This is a genomic window from Mesorhizobium sp. M8A.F.Ca.ET.207.01.1.1 (assembly GCF_004794715.1).
Lineage (GTDB): Bacteria > Pseudomonadota > Alphaproteobacteria > Rhizobiales > Rhizobiaceae > Mesorhizobium.
Genome location: NZ_SRUS01000008.1, coordinates 207,704 through 226,672 on the forward strand (window position 1 = coordinate 207,704; position 18,969 = coordinate 226,672).

General features: G+C 63.5%; 17 protein-coding genes. 16 read left to right on the forward strand and 1 reads right to left on the reverse strand.

What is annotated here, in order from left to right; translation table 11 throughout:
* Nucleotides 1–5 precede the first annotated feature (5 nt).
* The 14 genes from EN850_RS23835 to EN850_RS23900 all read left to right on the forward strand — a co-directional run bounded on the left by EN850_RS23835 (nucleotide 6) and on the right by EN850_RS23900 (nucleotide 16,959).
* Nucleotides 6–1,196: an NADH-quinone oxidoreductase subunit D gene (locus EN850_RS23835; RefSeq protein WP_127871586.1), complete on the forward strand. Its 1,191-nt coding sequence runs from the start codon at nucleotides 6–8 to the stop codon at nucleotides 1,194–1,196.
* Nucleotides 1,197–2,489: an NADH-quinone oxidoreductase subunit E gene (locus tag EN850_RS23840; RefSeq protein ID WP_136092393.1), complete on the forward strand. Its 1,293-nt coding sequence runs from the start codon at nucleotides 1,197–1,199 to the stop codon at nucleotides 2,487–2,489.
* A 10-nt stretch (nucleotides 2,490–2,499) separates the two neighbouring features.
* The gene (gene nuoF, locus EN850_RS23845) at nucleotides 2,500–3,804 is read left to right on the forward strand and encodes an NADH-quinone oxidoreductase subunit NuoF (RefSeq protein WP_015317342.1); all 1,305 of its coding nucleotides are present in this window, start codon (nucleotides 2,500–2,502) and stop codon (nucleotides 3,802–3,804) included.
* A 67-nt stretch (nucleotides 3,805–3,871) separates the two neighbouring features.
* Entirely contained in the window at nucleotides 3,872–4,567 is a 696-nt protein-coding gene (locus tag EN850_RS23850) for an NADH-ubiquinone dehydrogenase (protein ID WP_136092394.1), read from the forward strand.
* Nucleotides 4,568–4,640: 73 nt separating this feature from the next.
* Nucleotides 4,641–6,722 (forward strand): NADH-quinone oxidoreductase subunit NuoG, encoded by a 2,082-nt coding sequence (gene nuoG, locus EN850_RS23855; protein WP_135915672.1) that lies wholly within the window; start codon nucleotides 4,641–4,643, stop codon nucleotides 6,720–6,722.
* 2 nt (nucleotides 6,723–6,724) lie between these two features.
* On the forward strand, nucleotides 6,725–7,768 hold the full coding sequence (gene nuoH / locus EN850_RS23860; protein ID WP_135866582.1) for an NADH-quinone oxidoreductase subunit NuoH: 1,044 nt from the start codon (nucleotides 6,725–6,727) through the stop codon (nucleotides 7,766–7,768).
* Nucleotides 7,768–8,259, forward strand: a complete 492-nt coding sequence (gene nuoI, locus EN850_RS23865; RefSeq protein WP_023763316.1) for an NADH-quinone oxidoreductase subunit NuoI — start codon at nucleotides 7,768–7,770, stop codon at nucleotides 8,257–8,259. Before nuoH ends, nuoI begins: the two co-directional genes overlap by 1 nt.
* Nucleotides 8,260–8,491: 232 nt before the next feature.
* Nucleotides 8,492–9,112: an NADH-quinone oxidoreductase subunit J gene (locus EN850_RS23870; protein ID WP_127276502.1), complete on the forward strand. Its 621-nt coding sequence runs from the start codon at nucleotides 8,492–8,494 to the stop codon at nucleotides 9,110–9,112.
* A gap of 1 nt (nucleotide 9,113) precedes the next feature.
* A complete protein-coding gene (nuoK, locus tag EN850_RS23875) occupies nucleotides 9,114–9,422 on the forward strand; it encodes an NADH-quinone oxidoreductase subunit NuoK (protein WP_127276500.1) in 309 nt (102 codons plus the stop codon).
* 10 nt (nucleotides 9,423–9,432) lie between these two features.
* Nucleotides 9,433–11,406, forward strand: a complete 1,974-nt coding sequence (gene nuoL / locus EN850_RS23880; protein ID WP_136092395.1) for an NADH-quinone oxidoreductase subunit L — start codon at nucleotides 9,433–9,435, stop codon at nucleotides 11,404–11,406.
* Nucleotides 11,406–12,911 carry an NADH-quinone oxidoreductase subunit M gene (locus tag EN850_RS23885; protein ID WP_127276496.1) on the forward strand — a complete coding sequence of 502 codons (1,506 nt, stop codon included), beginning with the start codon at nucleotides 11,406–11,408 and terminating at the stop codon, nucleotides 12,909–12,911. The genes nuoL and EN850_RS23885 overlap by 1 nt, the downstream gene beginning before the upstream one ends.
* Before the next feature lie 19 nt (nucleotides 12,912–12,930).
* A complete protein-coding gene (gene nuoN / locus EN850_RS23890) occupies nucleotides 12,931–14,367 on the forward strand; it encodes an NADH-quinone oxidoreductase subunit NuoN (protein WP_135866586.1) in 1,437 nt (478 codons plus the stop codon).
* A gap of 4 nt (nucleotides 14,368–14,371) precedes the next feature.
* Nucleotides 14,372–15,193 (forward strand): biotin--[acetyl-CoA-carboxylase] ligase, encoded by an 822-nt coding sequence (locus tag EN850_RS23895; RefSeq protein ID WP_136092396.1) that lies wholly within the window; start codon nucleotides 14,372–14,374, stop codon nucleotides 15,191–15,193.
* A gap of 95 nt (nucleotides 15,194–15,288) precedes the next feature.
* Entirely contained in the window at nucleotides 15,289–16,959 is a 1,671-nt protein-coding gene (locus tag EN850_RS23900; protein WP_135866590.1) for a ribonuclease J, read from the forward strand.
* Nucleotides 16,960–16,975: 16 nt separating this feature from the next.
* Here EN850_RS23900 and EN850_RS23905 read toward each other — a convergent pair whose 3' ends face one another.
* The gene (locus EN850_RS23905; protein WP_246689266.1) at nucleotides 16,976–17,968 is read right to left on the reverse strand and encodes an MBL fold metallo-hydrolase; all 993 of its coding nucleotides are present in this window, start codon (nucleotides 17,966–17,968) and stop codon (nucleotides 16,976–16,978) included.
* On the opposite strand from EN850_RS23905, the gene mce reads away from it, so the two are divergent.
* Together mce and EN850_RS23915 are read left to right on the forward strand one after the other, a co-directional pair.
* A complete protein-coding gene (gene mce / locus EN850_RS23910) occupies nucleotides 17,967–18,371 on the forward strand; it encodes a methylmalonyl-CoA epimerase (protein ID WP_136092397.1) in 405 nt (134 codons plus the stop codon). The two genes, EN850_RS23905 and mce, sit on opposite strands and share 2 nt — an antisense overlap.
* Nucleotides 18,368–18,652 (forward strand): DUF1467 family protein, encoded by a 285-nt coding sequence (locus tag EN850_RS23915; RefSeq protein ID WP_127276486.1) that lies wholly within the window; start codon nucleotides 18,368–18,370, stop codon nucleotides 18,650–18,652. The genes mce and EN850_RS23915 overlap by 4 nt, the downstream gene beginning before the upstream one ends.
* Nucleotides 18,653–18,969: the final 317 nt, after the last annotated feature.

Consider the following 18,969-nt stretch of genomic DNA (forward strand, 5'->3'; position numbering starts at 1 on the left):
CCAGAATGGCTGAAACCTCCGTCCGCAATTTCAACATCAACTTTGGACCTCAACACCCTGCGGCGCATGGTGTATTGAGGTTGGTCCTTGAGCTCGACGGCGAAGTCGTCGATCGCGTCGATCCGCATATCGGCCTGCTGCATCGCGGCACGGAGAAGCTGATCGAGGCCAAGACCTATCTGCAGGCGGTGCCTTATCTCGACCGGCTCGACTATTGCGCGCCGATGAACCAGGAACATGCCTTCGCGCTTGCCGCCGAGCGCCTGCTCGGCATCGAGGTGCCGAGGCGCGGCCAACTGATCCGCGTGCTCTATTGCGAGATCGGCCGCATCATGTCGCACATCCTCAATGTGACGACGCAGGCGATGGACGTCGGTGCGCTGACGCCGCCGCTGTGGGGCTTCGTCGAGCGCGAAAAGCTGATGGTGTTCTATGAGCGGGCTTCAGGTTCGCGCATGCATGCGGCCTACTTCCGGCCTGGCGGCGTCCACCAGGACCTGCCGCGGCAGCTGGTCGAGGACATCGGCAAATGGATCGACCCGTTCCTGAAATCGCTCGACGATCTCGACAAGCTGCTCACCGGCAATCGCATCTTCAAGCAGCGCAATGTCGATATCGGCATCGTTTCGCTGGCCGATGCCTGGGCCTGGGGCTTTTCGGGCGTCATGGTGCGCGGCTCGGGCTCGCCGTGGGATCTGCGCAAGTCGCAGCCCTATGAATGCTATTCCGAGATGGATTTCGACATCCCGATCGGCAAGAATGGCGACTGCTTCGACCGTTATCTCGTGCGCATGGAAGAAATGCGCCAGTCGGCGCGGATCATGCGCCAGTGCGTCGATCTTCTGCTCGGCAAGGAAAGCACCGGCCCGGTATCGAACCTCGACGGCAAGGTGGTGCCGCCCAAGCGCCAGGCGATGAAGCGTTCGATGGAAGCGCTGATCCACCACTTCAAGCTCTACACCGAGGGCTATCGCGTGCCGGCCGGCGAGGTCTATGCGGCCGTCGAGGCGCCGAAGGGCGAGTTCGGCGTCTATCTGGTCTCCGACGGCACCAACAAGCCGTACCGCTGCAAGCTGCGCGCCCCCGGTTTCGCGCATCTGCAAGCCATGGATTTCCTGTGCCGCGGCCACATGCTAGCCGACGTCACCGCCGTTCTTGGCTCCCTCGACATCGTGTTTGGTGAGGTCGATCGCTAAATGTCAGTCCGCCGTCTCGCAGAAGCCAGCGTCCAGCCAGCGTCCTTCGCCTTCAACAAGGCGAATGCGGCGGCGGCCAAGCAGTGGATCAAGAAATATCCGAAGGGGCGCGAACAGTCGGCGATCATCCCGCTTCTGATGATAGCGCAGGAGCAGGAAGGCTGGGTCACCAAGGCGGCGATCGAGACGATTTCGGACATGCTCGGCATGCCGCGCATCCGCGGGCTCGAGGTCGCGACCTTCTACACGCAGTACCAGTTGAATCCCGTCGGCACCCGCGCGCACATCCAGGTTTGCGGCACCACGCCCTGCATGCTGCGCGGTTCGGAAGCGCTGATGGATGTGTGCCGCTCGAAAATCCATCACGACCAGTTCCACACCAACGACAAGGGCACCTTGTCGTGGGAGGAGGTCGAGTGCCTCGGCACCTGCGTCAACGCGCCGATGGTCATGGTGTTCAAGGATACGTTCGAGGATCTGACGCCGGAACGACTGGCCGAAATCATCGATCTCTATGATGCCGGCAAGGGCGCCTCGGTGGCGCCGGGACCGCAGAACGGCCGCAGCGGCTCGGAGCCGGCCTCCGGCCTCACCACGCTGAAGAGCGAAAAGGCGATCCTCAAATCGACCCGCGACCGCGAAGCCCGGGAAGCAGCCAAGGCCGCCAAGGCAGCGCCCGGCGCGATCATCGCGACGGCCGTGCCGGCCCCCGCGGCTGTAGCTCCCACGCCCCCTGTCGCGCCGTCCAATGCCAGCAAGCCGAAAACCGATGCGCCCGAGACCAGCCCGGCGCTGAAGACGCCTTCAAAGACCAAGGTGGCGCCGGCGGCGGAAAAGGCGGCGAGCGTTTCGGCGCCGCTGCATTCGGCGGCCAACGCGAATACGGCAGCGCCTGAGGTCGAGAAGGTTTCCAAGCAGCGCAATGGGCCGACGGCCAAGGCCGAACCGGCATCGGCCTTCAAGGCGCCGGAAGCCAAGGTGCCAGCCGCGAAGCCGGCAAAGCCGTCGCTGGAGGACAAGAACCGTCCGGCCGGTATCGACAGGCCGGCCGCGGTCGACGATCTCAAGCTGATCTCCGGCGTCGGCCCGAAGATCGAGGGCATCCTGCATACGCTTGGCATCTTCACCTTCGCGCAAGTCGCGTCGTGGAAGAAGGCCGAGCGCGGATGGGTCGATGGCTATCTCTCCTTCCAGGGCCGCATCGACCGCGACAACTGGGTTGCCCAAGCCAAGGTGCTCGCCAAGGGCGGCGTCGCCGAATACATCCGCGTCTTCGGCAAGAAGCCGGTCTGAGGGACGAAAAATGCTTCAGGACAAAGACCGCATCTTCACCAACATCTACGGCCTCTTCGACAAGTCGCTGGCCGGCGCCATGGCACGCGGCGCCTGGGACAACACGCCCGGCATCGTCGCCAAGGGGCGTGAGTGGATCGTCAACGAGATGAAGGCGTCGGGCCTGCGCGGCCGTGGTGGCGCCGGCTTCCCGACGGGCCTCAAATGGTCGTTCATGCCCAAGCAGAGCGACGGCCGGCCGAGCTATCTCGTCATCAACGCCGACGAGTCCGAGCCCGGCACCTGCAAGGACCGCGACATCCTGCGCAACGATCCGCACACGCTGGTCGAGGGCGCGTTTCTGGCCGGCTTCGCCATGGGCGCGATTGCCGCCTATATCTATGTGCGCGGCGAGTTCATCCGCGAGCGCGAGGCGCTGCAGCGGGCGATCGAAGAGGCCTACGAGGCCAAGCTGATCGGCAAGAACAACACGTCGGGCTACGATTTCGAAATCTACATGCATCACGGCGCCGGCGCCTATATCTGCGGCGAGGAAACCGCGCTGCTGGAAAGCCTCGAAGGCAAGAAGGGCCAGCCCCGGCTGAAGCCGCCATTCCCGGCCAATGTCGGCCTCTATGGCTGCCCGACCACGGTCAACAATGTCGAATCGATTGCCGTGGCGCCGACCATCCTGCGCCGCGGGGCAGCGTGGTTCTCGTCCTTCGGCCGGCCCAACAATGTCGGCACCAAGCTGTTCTGCGTCTCCGGCCACGTCAACAATCCGTGCACCGTCGAAGAGGCGATGTCGATCCCGTTCCGCGAGTTGATCGAGACGCATTGCGGCGGCATCCGCGGCGGCTGGGACAATCTGCTTGCGGTCATTCCGGGCGGCGCCTCGGTGCCGCTGGTGCCGGCCGAGCAGATCATCGACACGCCGATGGATTTCGACGCGCTGCGCGACCTCAAATCCGGCCTCGGCACGGCGGCCGTCATCGTCATGGACAAGTCGACCGATGTCGTGAAGGCGATCGCGCGGTTGTCCTACTTCTACAAGCACGAGAGCTGCGGCCAGTGCACGCCATGCCGCGAGGGCACAGGCTGGATGTGGCGGGTGATGGAGCGGCTGGTGCGCGGCGAGGCGCAGAAGCGCGAGATCGACATGCTGCTCGACGTCACCAAGCAGGTCGAGGGCCACACGATCTGCGCGCTGGGCGATGCCGCGGCCTGGCCGATCCAGGGCCTGATGCGGCATTTCCGTGGCGAGGTGGAGCGGCGCATCGACGAGTTTTCGCGCAACGCGCACCGGGCCGAACCGGTGATGGTGGCGGCGGAATAAAAAGAAACTTTTTGAACTCGGGAAGAAAACGGGGCGGGGCGAACGAAGAAACGACCAGGAGAACTCTATGGCGCCGTATTCGACACCCTACTCATTGATGCCCAATTTGGACCAGATCGAGAAGATGAACCAGGACCTGACAAGGATGATGCCGAAGGAGATGGCCAGCGCCGTCAACCTTTTCGCGCACCCTGTCGCGGGTGCAGTGGCGATGTCGGCGCTTGGCATGGGGCTCGCCAATCATGCCTTCGGCGTCTGGATGGGGGCGCTTTCGGGAGCCGCCGAGGCATCACATCGGCTCATGCAGCCGTTGATCGAGGATTTCGAGGCACGCGTCGAGCAATTCGAGGGCGCGAATTCGTCGTCCGCCAGGGCGCGGGCGACGGCGAAGACCATGATTGCCGAGGCGCAGTCCTTCGCCCAGGAGGTCACCGATATCGCAGCCAGGGAAGCCGCGACCATCGTGCCGACCGCGAATGCCGGTCCGGCAGCGGGTGAGACCTCCGATGTGCTGCTGCCGGAAGATTTCAGGCAGCCCAAGGCCATGGAGAAGCCGGCGAAACCGTCCGACCTCAAGGCGATATCGGGCGTCGGTCCGAAGCTGGAAAAGGTGCTGAACGGCCTGGGTATCTGGACCTACGCCCAGATCGCCGCATGGTCGCCGCAGGAGATCGCCTGGGTCGACGATTATCTCTCGTTCAACGGCCGTATCGGCCGTGACGACTGGACTGCCCAGGCCGCGGCGTTGGCCGCCAAGAAGTAAACGAAATGTCGGGCGCTGCTCCTGCCGCGCCCGGGAAATGAGATTGCGGGAAATCCGCAGGGGTTTGAGACGAATGGCAAAGCTCAAGGTCGACGGGAAAGAAATCACTGTACCCGACCACTACACGCTGCTGCAGGCGGCGGAAGACGCGGGCGCGGAAGTGCCGCGCTTCTGCTTCCACGAGCGGCTGTCGATCGCCGGCAACTGCCGCATGTGCCTGATCGAGGTGAAGGGTGGGCCGCCCAAGCCGCAGGCCTCCTGCGCCATGGGCGTGCGCGACCTGCGCCCCGGCCCCAACGGCGAGCCGCCGGAAATCTTCACCAACACGCCGATGGTCAAGAAGGCCCGGGAAGGCGTGATGGAATTCCTGCTGATCAACCACCCGCTGGATTGCCCGATCTGCGATCAGGGCGGCGAGTGCGACCTGCAGGACCAGGCGATGGCCTTCGGCGTCGATTCCTCGCGCTATCACGAGAACAAGCGCGCGGTCGAAGACAAGTATATCGGCCCGCTGGTCAAGACGGTGATGAACCGCTGCATCCACTGCACGCGCTGCGTCCGCTTCACCACCGAGGTTGCCGGCATTTCCGAACTTGGCCTGATCGGCCGTGGCGAGGATGCCGAGATCACCACCTATCTCGAACAGGCGATGACCTCGGAGCTGCAGGGCAATGTCATCGATCTCTGCCCGGTCGGCGCGCTGACCTCCAAGCCCTTCGCCTTCCAGGCGCGGCCGTGGGAGCTGACCAAGACCGAATCCATCGACGTCATGGATGCCGTCGGCTCGGCGATCCGCGTCGATAGCCGTGGCCGGGAAGTGATGCGCATCCTGCCGCGCGTCAACGAGGCCGTGAACGAGGAATGGATTTCCGACAAGACCCGCTTCATCTGGGACGGCCTGCGCACGCAGCGCCTCGACCGCCCCTATGTGCGCAAGGACGGCAAGCTGGTTCCGGCGAGCTGGGCCGAAGCGTTCGCATCTATCAAGGACGCGGTGTCGAAGACGACGCCTGAGAAGATCGGCGCGATCGCAGGCGATCTCGCGGCGGTCGAGGAAATCTTTGCGTTGAAGCTCCTGATGGCTTCGCTCGGTTCGAAGAACACCGATTGCCGCCAGGACGGCGCCGCGCTCGATCCGGCGCTCGGACGCGCCAGCTATATCTTCAACCCGACCATCGAAGGCATCGAGCAGGCCGACGCGGTGCTGATCATCGGAGCCAATCCGCGCTTCGAGGCCTCTGTGCTCAATGCCCGCATCCGCAAGCGCTGGCGCCTCGGCAATCTGCCGGTCGGCGTCATCGGCGATGTCGGCGACACGCGCTATGACTACGAACAACTGGGCGCCGGGCCGGACTCGCTCAAGGATCTGGCGGACGGCAACGGCAAGTTCTTCCAGACGCTGAAGAAGGCGACGCATCCCCTGATCATCGTCGGCCAGGGCGCGCTGGCGCGCGCCGACGGTGCGGCCGTGCTCGGCCAGGCGGCCAGGCTCGCCGCTGCCGTGAATGCTGCTCGCGCCGACTGGAACGGCTTTGCCGTGCTGCACAATGCGGCGGCGCGCGTCGGCGGCCTCGACCTCGGCTTCGTGCCGGGCGAGGGTGGCAAGAACGTTGCCGGCATGCTGGGCGAGACGGATGTGTTGTTCCTGCTCGGTGCCGACGAGATCGACATGAGCAAGACCGGCGGCGCCTTTGTCGTCTATGTCGGCACGCATGGCGACGCCGGCGCGCACCGCGCCAACGTCATCCTGCCGGCGGCGGCCTATACCGAAAAGTCCGGCACCTACGTCAACACAGAGGGACGTGTGCAGCAGACCAACCGCGCCGGCTTCGCGCCGGGCGATGCGCGCGAGGATTGGGCCATATTGCGGGCGCTGTCCGACGTGCTGGGCAAGAAACTGCCGTTCGACTCGCTGCCGCAACTGCGTGCCAAGCTCTATGGCGAATACCCGCATCTGGCCCGCATCGACCAAGTCGCGGCCGGCAACGCCGAGGATATCGCCAGCGTGGCGAAGCTCGGCGGGCGGCTGAACAAGGGCACCTTCACCTCGCCGGTCAAGGATTTCTATCTGACCAACCCGATCGCGCGGGCATCGGCCGTGATGGCGGAATGCTCGGCACTGGCCAAGAGCGGCTTCAAGCAGGCGGCGGAATAAGCATGGACACCTTCTTCTCCTTCTACGTGCTGCCGGCGCTGCTGATCCTTCTGAAGTCGGTCGTGCTGATCGTCGTGCTGCTGATCTTCGTCGCCTATATCCTCTACGCCGACCGCAAGATCTGGGCGGCCGTGCAGCTTCGCCGGGGCCCGAACGTCGTCGGCCCCTGGGGCACGCTGCAGGCCTTCGCCGACCTGTTGAAGTTTGTCTTCAAGGAACCGGTCATCCCGTCCGGCGCCAACAAGGGCGTCTTCCTGCTGGCGCCGCTGGTCTCGGCCGTGCTGGCGATCTCGGCCTGGGCGGTCATTCCGGTCAGCCAAGGCTGGGCGATCGCCAACGTCAATGTCGGCATCCTGTATGTCTTCGCCATCTCCTCGCTGGAGGTTTATGGCGTGATCATGGGCGGCTGGGCGTCCAACTCGAAATATCCGTTCCTCGGCGCGCTGCGTTCGGCCGCGCAGATGGTATCCTATGAAGTCTCGATCGGCTTCGTCATCGTCACCGTGCTGCTCACCGCCGGCTCGCTCAACCTCAGCGATATCGTGCTGTCGCAGCATGACGGAATTGGCACACGGCTCGGCCTGCCCAACACGTTCCTCGACTGGAACTGGCTGGCCCTGTTCCCGATGTTCATCATCTTCTTCATCTCGGCGCTGGCCGAGACGAACCGGCCACCCTTCGATCTGGTCGAAGCCGAATCGGAACTGGTCGCCGGCCACATGGTCGAATATTCGTCGACGCCGTTCTTGCTGTTCTTCCTCGGCGAGTATGTCGCGATCGTCTTGATGTGCGCGCTGGCCACCATCCTGTTCCTCGGCGGCTGGCTGCCGCCCTTCGACTTCGCGCCCTTCACCTGGGTGCCCGGCGTCATCTGGTTCGTGCTGAAGGTCTGCTTCGTGTTCTTCGGCATCTCCATGGTGAAGGCCTTCGTGCCGCGCTACCGCTACGACCAGCTGATGCGGCTGGGCTGGAAAGTGTTCCTGCCGATCTCGCTGTTCATGGTCGTCGCCACCGCGGCCTTCCTCAAGATCACGGGGTTTGCGTGATGTCCGCTTTGTCCCAGGCCGCAAAATCGCTGCTGCTGCAGGATTTCGTCAGCGCTTTCTTCCTGTCGATGCGCCAGTTCTTCGCGCCGAAGGAGACGATCAACTATCCGCACGAGAAGGGGCCGGTCAGCCCGCGCTTCCGGGGCGAGCACGCGCTGCGCCGCTATCCCAATGGCGAGGAGCGCTGCATCGCCTGTAAATTGTGCGAGGCGATCTGCCCGGCGCAGGCCATCACCATCGAAGCCGGCCCGCGCCGCAATGACGGCACGCGCCGCACGGTGCGTTACGACATCGACATGGTGAAGTGCATCTATTGCGGCTTCTGTCAGGAAGCCTGCCCGGTCGACGCCATCGTCGAGGGGCCGAATTTCGAGTTCGCGACGGAGACGCGCGAGGAACTCTACTACGACAAGGACAGGCTGCTGGCGAATGGCGACCGGTGGGAGCGCGAACTGGCGCGCAACATCTCGCTGGACTCGCCCTACCGCTGATATTTGACGCATGGACGGGGCGAAGGGCCTCGTCTAGAGGATGATCCCGAAAAGTTGCAGACTTTTCGGACAAGATCATCCTCCGGAAGACAAAAGTGTCGCATGTTTCTTTCGATCGGGCATTTCAACCCGATCGGAACATGCGATAGGACAACGCGGCTTCGGTACGACGAAGCCAGAGACAACGAACAGGGCGAGTGTCCTGTTTGGACAGGAACCCGGGGGATCCCCAATGCTGAGTGGACTAGAGGCGGCCTTTTTCTACCTCTTCGCCTTTGTCGCGGTGGCATCGGCGTTCATGGTCATTTCGTCGCGCAACCCCGTGCATTCGGTGCTGTTCCTGATCCTGACCTTCTTCAACGCCGCCGGCCTGTTCATGCTGACCGGCGCCGAGTTCCTGGCGATGATCCTGCTCGTCGTCTATGTCGGGGCGGTCATGGTGCTGTTCCTGTTCGTCGTCATGATGCTCGACGTCGACTTCGCCGAGATGAAGGAGGGAGCCCTGCAATACGCGCCGATCGGCGCGCTGGTCGGGCTGATCCTGGCGGCGGAGCTGATCGTCGTGCTGGGCGGCTACACGTTCGCCCCGAAGCTCGCCGCGACGGTCGCAAAGCCCATCCCGGATCTCGCCGCGCGCTCGAACACGGCAGCGCTCGGCGACATCCTCTATACCGACTACCTCTACTACTTCCAGATTTCGGGCCTCATCCTGCTGGTTGCCATGATCGGCGCCATCGTCCTGACGCTGCGCCACAAGGAAGGGGTCAAGCGGCAGTCGATCGCCGCCCAGGTCGGCCGCACCGCGGCGACCGGCATGGAAATTCGCAAGGTCAAGTCGGGCGAAGGAGTCTGAGATGGTCGTCGGCATCGCACATTATCTGACCGTATCGGCCGTTCTGTTCACGCTCGGCGTGTTCGGCATCTTCCTCAACCGCCGCAACATCATCGTCATCCTGATGTCGGTCGAATTGATCCTGCTCGCGGTCAACATCAACTTCGTCGCCTTCTCGGCGGCGCTCGGCGATCTGGTCGGCCAGGTGTTCGCGCTGTTCGTGCTGACGGTCGCTGCGGCTGAAGCCGCCATCGGACTTGCCATTCTCGTCGTCTTCTTCCGCAATCGTGGCTCGATCGCGGTCGAAGACGTGAACACCATGAAGGGTTGACGGGGCGACTATGTATCAAGCGATCGTCTTCCTTCCACTGCTCGGCTTCCTGATCGTCGGCCTGTTCGGCAACGCGCTCGGTGCCAAGGCATCCGAATACATCACCTCCGGCTTCCTGGTGATCGCGGCCGTGCTGTCATGGGTCGCCTTCTTCAGCGTCGGCTTCGGCCATGGCGAGGTGTTCACCGTGCCGGTGCTGCACTGGATTCAGTCCGGCGGGCTGGACGTCTCCTGGGCGCTGCGGATCGACACGCTGACGGTGGTGATGCTGGTGGTGGTCAACACAGTGTCGGCGCTGGTTCACATCTATTCGATCGGCTACATGCATCACGATCCCAACCGGCCGCGCTTCTTCGCCTATCTGTCGCTGTTCACCTTCGCCATGCTGATGCTGGTGACGGCAGACAACCTCGTGCAGATGTTCTTCGGCTGGGAAGGGGTGGGCCTCGCGTCCTACCTGCTGATCGGCTTCTGGTACAAGAAGCCATCGGCCAACGCCGCGGCAATAAAGGCCTTCGTCGTAAACCGCGTCGGCGATTTCGGTTTCGCGCTCGGCATTTTCGGCCTCTTCGTGCTGTTCGGCTCGGTCAATCTCGGCACCATCTTCGCCAATGCGGCGACGTTCATTCCCGCTGAAGGCGCGCCACAGGGTGCCGCCGCGCTCACCTTCCTCGGCCATGCGCTCGACAAGCAGTCGGCGATGACCGTCGTCTGCCTGCTCTTGTTCATGGGCGCCATGGGCAAGTCGGCGCAGGTGCCGCTGCACACCTGGCTGCCCGACGCCATGGAGGGCCCGACCCCGGTGTCGGCACTCATCCATGCCGCCACCATGGTGACGGCCGGCGTGTTCATGCTGGCGCGGCTGTCGCCGCTGTTTGAGCTGTCGCATTCGGCGCTGACGGTGGTGACCTTCATCGGCGCCTTCACCGCATTCTTCGCCGCGACCGTCGGTCTCGTCCAGAACGACATCAAGCGCGTCATTGCCTATTCGACCTGCTCTCAGCTCGGCTACATGTTCGTGGCGCTCGGCGTCGGCGCCTATGGCGCTGCGATCTTCCACCTGTTCACGCATGCCTTCTTCAAGGCGCTGCTGTTCCTCGGCTCGGGCTCGGTCATCCATGCCGTCTCCGACGAGCAGGACATGCGCAAGATGGGCGGCTTGAGGAAGCTGATCCCGACCACCTACTGGATGATGGTGATCGGCACACTGGCGCTGACCGGCGTCGGCATTCCGGTGACCGTCATCGGCACCGCCGGCTTCTTCTCCAAGGACGCCATCATCGAGACGGCCTTTGCCGGCCACAATTCGGTTGCGGGCCTGGCCTTCGTGCTGTTGGTGATCGCCGCCGGCTTCACCTCCTTCTATTCCTGGCGGCTGATCTTCATGACCTTCCACGGCGAGCCGCGGGCGAGCCACGAGGTGATGCATCACGTCCATGAATCGCCGCCGGTGATGCTGGTGCCGCTGTTCATCCTGGCGGCCGGCGCTTTGTTTGCAGGCATCATCTTCCACGGCGCCTTCATCGGCGAGGGCTATGCCGAATTCTGGAAGGCGTCGCTGTTCACCCTGGCGGACAACCATATCCTGCACGAAATCCACGAATTGCCGCTGTGGGTCGAGCTGTCGCCCTTCATCGCCATGCTGATCGGCCTGGCATTGGCCTGGAAGTTCTACATCCGCTCGCCGGAAATGCCGGTCGATCTCGCCGCGCGGCATCGCGGGCTCTACGCCTTCCTGCTCAACAAGTGGTACTTCGACGAACTCTACGACTTCCTGTTCGTGCGGCCGGCCAAGCGCCTCGGTTCCTTCCTGTGGAAGACCGGCGACGGGACCATCATCGATGGCCTGGGGCCTGACGGCGTTTCGGCGCGCGTCGTCGACGTCACCAACCGCGTCGTCAAGCTGCAGACCGGCTACCTCTACCACTATGCCTTCGCCATGCTGATCGGCGTTGCCGCACTCGTCACCTGGATGATGCTCTGATGACCGCCTGGCCAATCCTCTCGCTGGTCACCTTCCTGCCGTTGGTTGGTGTGCTGCTGATCCTGTTCATCAATGATGACAGCGAAAACGCACGCCGCAACATCCGCGCCATCGCGCTGTTGACCACGACATTCACGTTCATCATCTCGCTGTTTATCTGGACCGGCTTCGACAATTCGCAGGCCGGCTTCCAGTTCGTTGAGAAGGTGGCCTGGCTCGACTCCGGCATTTCCTACCATATGGGCGTCGACGGCATTTCCATGCTGTTCGTCATCCTGACGACCTTCCTGATGCCGCTTTGCATCCTGGCGTCGTGGGAAGCGATCGAGAAGCGCGTCAAGGCGTACATGATCGCCTTCCTGCTGCTGGAAACGCTGATGATCGGCGTGTTCTGCGCGCTGGACATTGTGCTGTTCTACGTCTTCTTCGAGGCCGGCCTGATCCCGATGTTCATCATCATCGGTGTGTGGGGCGGCAAGCGGCGCGTCTACGCCTCGTTCAAGTTCTTCCTCTATACGCTGGCCGGCTCGGTGCTGATGCTGCTCGCCATTATGGCGATGTTCTACCAGTCCGGCACGACCGACATTCCGACGCTCCTGACGCACAGCTTCCCGGCCAACATGCAGACCTGGCTGTGGCTTGCCTTCTTCGCCTCCTTCGCGGTGAAGATGCCGATGTGGCCGGTGCACACCTGGCTGCCCGACGCACACGTCGAGGCGCCGACGGCCGGTTCGGTCATCCTGGCGGCCATTCTCTTGAAAATGGGCGGGTACGGCTTCCTGCGCTTCTCCTTGCCGATGTTCCCGCTGGCGTCCGAAATGTTCGCGCCGCTGGTGTTCACGCTGTCGGTCGTCGCCATCATCTACACCTCGCTGGTGGCGCTGATGCAGGAGGACATGAAGAAGCTGATCGCCTATTCGTCGGTCGCCCATATGGGCTTCGTCACCATGGGCATCTTCGCCATGAACCAGGAAGGCGTGCAGGGCGCGATCTTCCAGATGCTCAGCCACGGCCTGGTCTCGGGCGCGCTGTTCCTCTGCGTCGGCGTCATCTATGACCGCATGCACACGCGTGAGATCGCCGCCTATGGCGGCCTCGTCAACAACATGCCGAAATACGCCACCGTGTTCATGGTCTTCACCATGGCCAATGTCGGCTTGCCGGGCACGTCAGGCTTCGTCGGCGAGTTCCTGACCATGCTCGGCGTGTTCCGCGTCAACACCTGGGTGGCGTTCTTCGCCGCCACCGGCGTCATCCTGTCGGCCGCCTATGCGCTCTGGCTCTATCGCCGGGTGATTTTCGGCGCGCTGACCAAGGACAGCCTGAAGGGGCTGCTCGACCTGTCGACCCGCGAGAAGGCGATCATCTATCCGCTGGTCGTGCTGGTCATCTTCTTCGGCGTCTATCCCGCACCCGTCTTCGACGCGACGGCCCAGTCGGTCAAGTCGCTCGTCACCAATGTCACCGCATCCATCGGCGCCGCGCAGACCGCGGCGGCGAACTGACCCAGGGGTTTTGCGAACCATGACGCCGGACCTTCTCTCCAGCCTGTCGCTCTCGACGCCCGAGCTGATCCTTGCCATCGGCGCGCTCGCGCTGCTGATGGTCGGGGCCTATTCGCGTTCCAACACCGCAAGTACGGTGACCGGCCTTGCCGTGGCCGTGCTGGTGATCGCGGGCGCCTGGCTGATCTTCCACGCAGGGCAGGGCAGCGCCTATGGCCACGCCTTCATCCAGGACTCCTTCGCCCGCTTCATGAAGGTGCTGGCCCTGGTCGGCTCGGCGGTGACGCTCATCATGTCGATGCGCTTTGCCAAGGCGGAGCGTTTCGACAAGTTCGAATATCCGGTGCTGATCCTGCTTTGCACGCTCGGCATGATGCTGATGATCTCGGCCAACGGCATGATCGGGCTCTATCTCGGCCTCGAACTGCAGTCGCTGGCGATCTATGTGCTGGCGGCGATCAACCGCGACAATCTGCGTTCGACCGAAGCCGGCCTGAAATATTTCGTCCTCGGCGCGCTGTCCTCGGGCATGCTGCTCTACGGCATCAGCCTGGTCTACGGTTACACCGGCAACACCGGCTTCCAGGAGATCGCCACCGCGCTGGGCGGCGGCGAACGTCAGCTTGGCCTCGTCTTCGGCCTCGTCTTCGTGCTGGCCGGGCTTGCTTTCAAGATCTCGGCGGTGCCGTTCCACATGTGGACGCCGGACGTCTATGAGGGCGCGCCGACCCCGGTGACGGCCTTCCTGGCGGCGGCGCCCAAGATGGCGGCGATGGCGCTGATTGTGCGCGTCACCATGGGTGCGTTCAAGCCGATCGCTTCCGACTGGCAGCAGATCATCGTCTTCATCTCGATCGCCTCGATGGCGCTTGGCGCCTTCGCCGCCATCGGCCAGACCAACATCAAGCGGCTGATGGCCTATTCCTCGATCGGCCATATGGGCTACGCGCTGGTCGGCCTTGCCGCCAACAGCCAGGCCGGCGTGCGCGGCGTCGCCATCTATATGCTGATCTACCTGGTGATGACGCTCGGCACCTTTGCCTTCATCCTCGCCATGCGGCGCAAGGAAGGCAATGTCGAACAGATCAGCGATCTCGCCGGCCTGGCGTCGACCAACCCGGTCATGGCGACGATCCTGACCATCCTGATGTTCTCGCTGGCCGGTATTCCGCCGCTCGCCGGCTTCTGGGGAAAGTGGTACGTCTTCCTCGCCGCCATCAACGCCAATCTCTATGCGCTGGCGATCATCGGCGTGCTGGCCTCGGTGGTGGGCGCCTACTATTATCTGCGCATCATCAAGATCATGTGGTTCGATGAACCTGTCGGCGGCTTCGTGCCGATGGCTAGCGAATTGCGTGTCGTGCTCGGCGTCAGTGGCGCCTTCGTGCTGTTCTATGTGCTGATCGGCGGGCCGATCGGCACCTATGCCGAAGCCGCCGCCAAGACTTTTTTCTGACGGGATGGCATTTCGGCTGGCTCCAACCTCGGCGTCGGAAGGGTTCCGGCTCGAGGCGCATGACAGTGTCGGCTCGACCAACGCGCTGGCGCTGGACCATGCCCGCGCCGGCGACCCGGGCAAGCTCTGGGTCGTTTCCAAGAAGCAGGAAAGCGGGCGCGGCCGGCGTGGCCGGGCCTGGGCAACGCCGGAAGGCAATCTGGCGGCGACGCTGCTTGTCATCACCGGCGGTGAACTGCGCCTTGCCGCGACGCTCGGTTTCGTCGCCGGGCTGGCACTGGCCGACGCGCTCGACGCGGCGGTGCCGAAGGGCCGCATTTCGGTAGGCCTCGACGGCGCGAGCCAGGGACAGAACCGCTTCGAGCTGAAATGGCCGAACGATGTGCTGGCGTCCGGGGCCAAGCTGGCCGGCATCCTGCTGGAGTCGGCGATGCTCGACGGTGGCCGCTTCGCGGTGGCGGTCGGCATCGGCGTCAATGTGGTGGCGCACCCGCAGGACTTGCCCTATCCCGCGACATCGCTTCATGCATTGGGCGCTGCCTGCGATGCCGAGACGCTTTTTCTGGCGCTGTCGGATGCCTGGAGCGAGAATGCCCGCCTTTGGGACGAAGGACGAGGCCTTGCCGCGATCAGAAAGCGCTGGCTGGCCCGTGCCGCGGGCCTTGGCGGCGAGGTTGCTGTCAGAATTGACGGTAATGTGGTGCGTGGCGTGTTCGAGACCATTGACGAGGACTGCCGTTTCGTGATCCGCGACGATGAGGGGGCTGTTCTGACGGTCGCCGCCGGCGATGTTCATTTCGGTGCGGTCGCTTCCGCGCGGGTTTAGTTTTGTTTTTTGGGCAATTCCGGACTGAAAACCGTTAGACACCTTTGCCGGAATTGCTTTAACGGCTTGGCCTGAGGGCCACGAAGGGAAAAATCATGGCGAAAGCGGACAACGCCGAACTCGTCTTCGTGCCGCTCGGCGGTGTCGGCGAGATCGGCATGAACTTCGCCCTCTACGGCTACGGCCCGCCGAGCGCGCGCGAGTGGATCGTCATCGATGTCGGCGTCACCTTTCCCGACGCGGCGCATCCGGGCGTCGACCTGATCCTGCCCGACACGCGCTTCATCGAGGAGAACCTCGCCAATCTGCGCGGCATCATCATCACCCACGCGCATGAGGACCATTACGGCGCGCTGCTCGACACCTGGCCGAAGCTGAAGGCGCCGGTCTGGATGACGCCGTTCAGCGCCGGGCTGCTGGAAGCCAAGCGGCAGGGCGAGCAGGGCGCGCCGAAGATCCCGCTGACGATCTACCGGGCGGGCGAAAAGTTCACTGTCGGTCCCTTCGAGATCGAAGCCATTCCGGTGGCGCACTCGATTCCCGAACCCATGTCGCTGGCGATCACGTCGCCTGCCGGCACCGTCATCCATACCGGTGACTGGAAGATCGATCCGGAACCGACGATTGGACCCAAGACCGACGAGGCGCGGTTCCGCGCCTATGGCGACAAGGGCGTGCTGGCGCTGATCTGCGATTCGACCAATGCGCTGCGTGAAGGCGAGTCGCCTTCGGAAGTGGCGGTGGGCGAGGGCCTGAAAGGCGTCATCCAGGCCGCCAAGGGCCGCGTCGCCGTCACCACCTTCTCCTCCAATGTCGGACGTATCGTCTCGATCGCCAGGGCAGCGCGCGATGCTGGCCGCCAGTGCCTGGTGCTCGGCCGCTCGCTGAAGCGCGTCATCGATGTGGCTGACGAGCTTGGCTATATGGACGGGCTGCCGGAGTTCATCGCCGAGGAAGATTTCGGCTTCATCCCGCGCGAGAACCTGGTCATCATCTGCACCGGCAGCCAGGGCGAGCCGCTGGCGGCGCTGGCGAAACTGTCGCGCGAGGAGATGAAATCGGTGTCGCTGACGGCGGGCGACACGGTGGTGTTTTCCTCGCGCACCATTCCCGGCAACGAGAAGGCGATCCTCGAAATCAAGAACCGCCTGATCGATCTCGGCATCAAGATCATCGAGGACGGCGACGCACTGGTACACGTCTCCGGCCACCCGCGACGCAGTGAACTGCGCAAGATGTACGAATGGGTGCGTCCGCAGATCGGCGTTCCCGTGCATGGCGAGGCCGCGCATCTGGTGGCGCAGGGTTCGCTGATGTCGACCTCTGGCATCGGCCAGGTGGCGCAGGTGCGCGACGGCGACATGCTGCGGCTCGCGCCAGGTCCCGCCACCATCATCGACCAGGTGCCGTTCGGCCGCGTCTACAAGGACGGCAATCTGATCGGCAGCGATCAGGCGATGGGTATTCGCGACCGGCGCAAATTGTCCTTTGCCGGTCATGTCGCGGTCAATGTCGTGCTCGACGAGAAGTACGAGCTGGCCGGCGATCCCGATCTGGTGGCAATCGGCGTCGCCGAGGCCGATGCCCGAGGCGAGACGCTCGAGGACCTGATGATCGATGCGGCCGTCGGCGCGGTCGAGTCGATCCCCCGTCAGCGCCGCAAGGACCTCGACCTCGTGCAGGAGGCGGTGCGCCGCGCGGTGCGCGGCGCGGCCAACGAAGCCTGGGGCAAGAAACCGCTGGTGACGGTTTTCGTCACCCGCTGAAGGCGGCGGCGGCTGGTCAGACGTTCAGCTGATAGCTGACCGGAATCCAGCGAAAGGACCCGCCTGTCCGCCCGACATGGCCCAGGCCCGGAAACGGCATGTGATGGCCGGCGACGAGCAGGCGCCGCTCCGCAGCCATGTTCAGCAGCCGCTTGCGGGTTTCGACCGCCTTTTCCTTGTCGTCGTCGAAATCCGCATGCCACTCCGGACGCTGGATGGACACGACATAGTGCAGGAAAGCGTCCGACCAGATCAGCAATTGCTGTCCGCTGCTTTCGACCAGGAATGCCAAGAGCCCGGGAGAGTGACCGGCCGCGTCGATGGCAGTGATGCCCGGCACCACTTCGTCTCCAGGCGCGATGAATGTCGCGTGGTCGGCCAGGCCGGTGCAAATCCGCCTGAACAGATCACGATTGGCCAACCTTGCCGAGCGCACCGCATTTCCTTCGGTCCAAAAGGCGAACTCGGCCGCGCCGAATACGTATCGCGCTCGGCTGAAGACAGGTTGGCCATTCCTGACCAGCCCGCCAATGTGGTCCGGATGCCCGTGCGTGATGACCACCACGTCGATGTCATCGGGGCCGAGCCCAAGGGTTTGCAGGCAGTCCGGGAGTGAACCGCCGTCATCTCCGCAGCCTGTGTCAAACAGGATCTTTTCGGAACCGGTGTCGATCAGCGTCGGGATGAAGCAATGCTCGTAGCGATCCTGGTCGATGAAGTTCGAGGCCGCGAGTTCGAGCACCGCCGCCGGCGGCTGTCCGGCCGCGAAGGCCGATGCGAGCTCGTCCCTGATGTCGACGGCATCGAGCAAGGCGGCAACTTTGAACGACCCGAGATCGAAGGTAAAAACACGGGGGCGGGCAGAGCTGATTCCAGACATTGCCGTTTGTACTTCGCCGATATCGGTTGGAACAGGTGCGACAGTGCGCGCTTCCCGAATGGCTGTTGATCGCGGCTGATTTAACGTATGACGCCAGTCATTGGATCTGGGAGAAAAAAGCTCGGACATGCTCGGACGGCTGAACCATGTCGCGCTTGCGGTGCCGGATCTGGCTGCCGCCATTGCAGCTTACCGCAACACGCTCGGCGCCGAACTGACCGAGCCGCAGGCTTTGCCTGAGCACGGTGTCACCGTGGTGTTCGTCAATGTCGGCAACACCAAGATCGAATTGCTTGAGCCGCTTGGCGAGGGCTCGCCGATCGCGGCATTCCTGGCAAAGAACCCGTCAGGCGGCATGCATCATCTCTGCTACGAGGTCGACGACATCCTGGCGGCGCGCGACCAGCTCAAGGCCGCCGGCGCCCGCGTGCTTGGCGACGGCAATCCCAAGATCGGTGCGCATGGCAAGCCGGTGTTGTTCCTGCATCCGAAGGATTTCTTCGGTACGCTGATCGAACTGGAGCAATCATGAGCTGGGTCTCGTTCACCGCCCTGTTTTTCGCGACCTGGTGGGTGGTGCTGTTTGCCGTTCTGCCGTTCAGCGTCAAGACGCAGGACGATGATCACGACGTGACGCTGGGCACGGTTCCGAGCGCGCCGCGCGGGCCGCATATGTTGCGTGCCGTGATCCGCACCACCATCGCGACGGCGATCCTGATGGGCATTTTCTACGGTCTGACGCACGGGCTGGGATACAGCCTCAACGACATCCCGCACATCGTGCCGGATTTCGGCCAGACCCCAGCGAAGTAGAGAGCCGGCAAGTCCTTTCGACCACATCGAGCATCGGATGCTGATTGGGATGCTGCCGCGTTTTCGCCGCCGAACGTCTGGTGACGTAAGGTCACGCAACCTTGCAACTTGCGGCGCTAACCAGATGATTGCACAAAAAAAATGCAAGGCACGAGGCCTTGCAATTAAACGCGTCCGATCTGTTTCCGTTATCCGGCGGCAGCGAGTAACCGCGCCTAGATCGCATCCTCCCAAGACTTTGACCGCGTAGGAGGGCAGATTTTTCTCCGCCCTCTCGGTTATCGGGGCACATTAGCCCAACGGAAATGAAAATGTCA

What these genes read in the sequence shown, in the direction of transcription:
- nuoK (WP_127276500.1), top strand. Translation starts at nt 9,114, where the DNA reads ATGGTCGTCGGCATCGCACATTATCTGACCGTATCGGCCGTTCTGTTC.
- nuoF (WP_015317342.1), top strand. Translation starts at nt 2,500, where the DNA reads ATGCTTCAGGACAAAGACCGCATCTTCACCAACATCTACGGCCTCTTC.
- nuoG (WP_135915672.1), top strand. Translation starts at nt 4,641, where the DNA reads ATGGCAAAGCTCAAGGTCGACGGGAAAGAAATCACTGTACCCGACCAC.
- mce (WP_136092397.1), top strand. Translation starts at nt 17,967, where the DNA reads ATGCTCGGACGGCTGAACCATGTCGCGCTTGCGGTGCCGGATCTGGCT.
- EN850_RS23835 (WP_127871586.1), top strand. Translation starts at nt 6, where the DNA reads ATGGCTGAAACCTCCGTCCGCAATTTCAACATCAACTTTGGACCTCAA.
- nuoL (WP_136092395.1), top strand. Translation starts at nt 9,433, where the DNA reads ATGTATCAAGCGATCGTCTTCCTTCCACTGCTCGGCTTCCTGATCGTC.
- EN850_RS23870 (WP_127276502.1), top strand. Translation starts at nt 8,492, where the DNA reads ATGCTGAGTGGACTAGAGGCGGCCTTTTTCTACCTCTTCGCCTTTGTC.
- EN850_RS23840 (WP_136092393.1), top strand. Translation starts at nt 1,197, where the DNA reads ATGTCAGTCCGCCGTCTCGCAGAAGCCAGCGTCCAGCCAGCGTCCTTC.
- EN850_RS23850 (WP_136092394.1), top strand. Translation starts at nt 3,872, where the DNA reads ATGGCGCCGTATTCGACACCCTACTCATTGATGCCCAATTTGGACCAG.
- nuoI (WP_023763316.1), top strand. Translation starts at nt 7,768, where the DNA reads ATGTCCGCTTTGTCCCAGGCCGCAAAATCGCTGCTGCTGCAGGATTTC.
- EN850_RS23895 (WP_136092396.1), top strand. Translation starts at nt 14,372, where the DNA reads ATGGCATTTCGGCTGGCTCCAACCTCGGCGTCGGAAGGGTTCCGGCTC.
- nuoN (WP_135866586.1), top strand. Translation starts at nt 12,931, where the DNA reads ATGACGCCGGACCTTCTCTCCAGCCTGTCGCTCTCGACGCCCGAGCTG.
- nuoH (WP_135866582.1), top strand. Translation starts at nt 6,725, where the DNA reads ATGGACACCTTCTTCTCCTTCTACGTGCTGCCGGCGCTGCTGATCCTT.
- EN850_RS23900 (WP_135866590.1), top strand. Translation starts at nt 15,289, where the DNA reads ATGGCGAAAGCGGACAACGCCGAACTCGTCTTCGTGCCGCTCGGCGGT.
- EN850_RS23915 (WP_127276486.1), top strand. Translation starts at nt 18,368, where the DNA reads ATGAGCTGGGTCTCGTTCACCGCCCTGTTTTTCGCGACCTGGTGGGTG.
- EN850_RS23905 (WP_246689266.1), bottom strand. Translation starts at nt 17,968, where the DNA reads ATGTCCGAGCTTTTTTCTCCCAGATCCAATGACTGGCGTCATACGTTA.
- EN850_RS23885 (WP_127276496.1), top strand. Translation starts at nt 11,406, where the DNA reads ATGACCGCCTGGCCAATCCTCTCGCTGGTCACCTTCCTGCCGTTGGTT.